This is a genomic window from Mesorhizobium sp. M7A.F.Ca.CA.001.08.2.1 (assembly GCF_003998455.1).
Lineage (GTDB): Bacteria > Pseudomonadota > Alphaproteobacteria > Rhizobiales > Rhizobiaceae > Mesorhizobium > Mesorhizobium ciceri.
Genome location: NZ_RZPW01000833.1, coordinates 1 through 2,583, shown reverse-complemented (window position 1 = coordinate 2,583; position 2,583 = coordinate 1). Strand labels below are relative to the sequence as shown.

Here is a 2,583-nt window from a genome sequence, read left to right as displayed (position 1 = left end):
GCGATCCCCAGCAGGCGGTGACCGCAGGCAGCAAGCTTGTCTCGGAAGGCGTGACCGCCATCGTCGGCGGCTACTGCTCGGGCGCCGTCTTGCCGACATTGAAGATCTATGGTGACGCCGGCATTCCGTTCGTCATCATCGGAGCGAACTCGACCAAGCTGGTCGCCGCCAATCAGGGCAATGCTTTCCTCGCCAATTCGACCGGCGACATGCAGGCGACGACAGCCGTCGAACTCTTCAAGAAGAACGGCTACAAGAAGATCGCGGTCGTGGACGAAGGCGATGCCTATTCGTCCGACCTGGCCAAGCTGACCGCCGAAGCTTTCAAGAGTGCTGGCGGCGAAATTGCCGCCAAGGAGACCACCACGGCCGGCGAGCAGGACTATTCGGCGGTCGTCACCAAGATCAAGTCGAGCGGCGCCGATGCTGTCTTCTGGACCGCCTACCATGCCGGTGGTGCCCTGCTCACCAAACAACTTCGGCAGGCCGGGTTCCAGGGCGGCATCGTGCTGGGCGACGGCAACAATTCGCCGGAATATCTGGAGATCGCCGGTTCGGCCGGTGAGGGCGTGTATCTGTTGTCTCCGCCCACCGTCGACCTCTTGTCCGGCGCCGCCGACTTCAAGGCCAAGTACAAGGAAACCTATGGCCGCGACGCGGGCGCCTATGCGGCGCTCTCCCATGATGTGGGCGGCCTGATCGCCGATGCGATCACGCGGGCCAAGTCGGCGGATCAGAAGGCGATCATCGAGGCGCTCAAGGCGAGCGACTTCAAGGGCCTTGCCGGTGAAATCAAGTTCACCGACAAGAACACGCTCCAGACCTCGAACTTCCGCCCGGTGATCGCCAAGGGCGGCAAGTGGGTAGCCGAATAAAGGCTAACAGGATTGACGCCGAGGCAGGCCTTGTGGCGGCCTCGGCGTCACCGCCGATTGTCTGGCGCGCTGACGCGGCGCCCAGCCAAGACTTTTTCAATTCTGCCCTGGAGCATCAATGACGCTCGACCTGCTTATTCAGCAACTGGTGAACGGTCTTATCGTCGGCTCGTTCTATGCCCTGATCGCGCTTGGCTACAGCATGGTCTTTGGCGTCATCAAGCTCCTGAATTTCGCCCATGGCGACATCTACATGAACGGCGCCTTCGTCGGCCTCATCGTGTTTTCCTTCGTCGGCATATGGGTCGGCAATGGCTGGCTGGGCGTGGTCTGCGCCCTGCTTGTGTCGATGCTGGCTGTCGGCTTGCTCGGCGTCATCATCGAGCGCTTCGCCTATCGGCCGATGCGCAATGCGCCGCGCCTGTCCATCCTCATCACGGCGCTCGGTGCGTCGATGGTGTTGAACGGCACGGCACTCGCGCTGACAGGCGGGCGGCATTACGCCTTCAACACGGACCTCGGTTTTGCCGGTGTCGACATTTCCACCGTTCACATCACCTACACGCAGATGGTGCTGGTGGCCGCCTCCATCGCTCTTATGACAGGCATGCAGGCCTTTGTCTCACGCACCATGTACGGCAAGGCGATGCGCGCCGTGTCCATCGACATGGGGGCGAGCCGCCTGATGGGCATCGATGTCGACCGGGTGATCGCGTTGACCTTTTTCATGGGTTCGGCGCTCGCCGCCGGCGGCGGGGTCATGGCCGGCGCCTATTATGGCAGTGTCCATTTCTTCATGGGCTTCATCATGGGGCTCAAGGCCTTCACCGCCGCGGTCATAGGCGGGATCGGCAGCGTGCCGGGCGCCATGCTCGGCGGCTTGCTGCTCGGCCTGCTCGAGGCTTTCGGTTCGTCCTTGCCCTTCGTCGGCTCGGAATGGCGTGACGTCTTCGTGTTCGGGACCCTGATCCTGTTCCTTGTGTTCAAGCCGACCGGCCTTCTTGGACGCTCTGTCGTGGAGCGGGTGTGATGATCGACGAAGTGAGAACCATGCCGGCCGCCGGGCAACAGCAATTGATGCGCTGGTCCGTCGTGCTGCCCAGCCTGGCGGCGCTCGCCGTCGCGCTGGTCTTGCCGCAATTTGCCAACGCCTATGTGACGGAGGTGGCAACTACGGCGCTGCTCTATGTCGTTCTGTGCCTCGGCCTCAACATTGTCGTCGGCTATGCGGGCCTGCTCGACCTCGGCTACGCCGCCTTCTTCGCGGTCGGCGCCTACACGTCAGGCATCCTGACCGCGGAATTCGGCTTCAACTTCTGGCTCACCATCCCGGTCGCCATGGCGGCAGCCTGCGTGGCCGGCATCATCATCGGGGCTCCGACATTGAGACTGCGCAGCGACTATCTGGCGATCGTGACGCTGGGCTTCGGCGAGATCGTGCGCATCATCGCCCGCAACCTCGACATCACCGGTGGCGCCAGCGGCCTCATCGGCATCGAGCGGCCGGAGATCTTCGGCTTCAAGCTGATGCAGGTGCAGCACTTCTACTATGCGTTCCTGGTGCTTGCGCTGCTCACCGCCTTCGTCTGTCTGAGCGTCGAGCGATCGCGAATGGGACGAGCCTGGTTTTATGTTCGCTATGACGAGGACGCTGCCGCCGGTATCGGCATCAACCGTGTCACGGCCAAGCTGCAAGCCTATATGATGG

3 protein-coding genes are annotated in these 2,583 nt (G+C 62.5%); all 3 read left to right on the top strand.

Annotated elements, in window-relative coordinates; all coding sequences use genetic code 11:
• Positions 1-875 (top strand): branched-chain amino acid ABC transporter substrate-binding protein (locus EN914_RS31710; RefSeq protein WP_127389515.1); only part of this gene is annotated, 875 nt, incomplete at its 5' end.
• Positions 876-993: 118 nt separating this feature from the next.
• A complete protein-coding gene (locus tag EN914_RS31705) occupies positions 994-1,905 on the top strand; it encodes a branched-chain amino acid ABC transporter permease (RefSeq protein WP_024503224.1) in 912 nt (303 codons plus the stop codon).
• Positions 1,905-2,583: branched-chain amino acid ABC transporter permease (locus tag EN914_RS31700; protein WP_245497885.1), on the top strand; the 679-nt coding region annotated here is incomplete at its 3' end. The genes EN914_RS31705 and EN914_RS31700, both read left to right, overlap by 1 nt.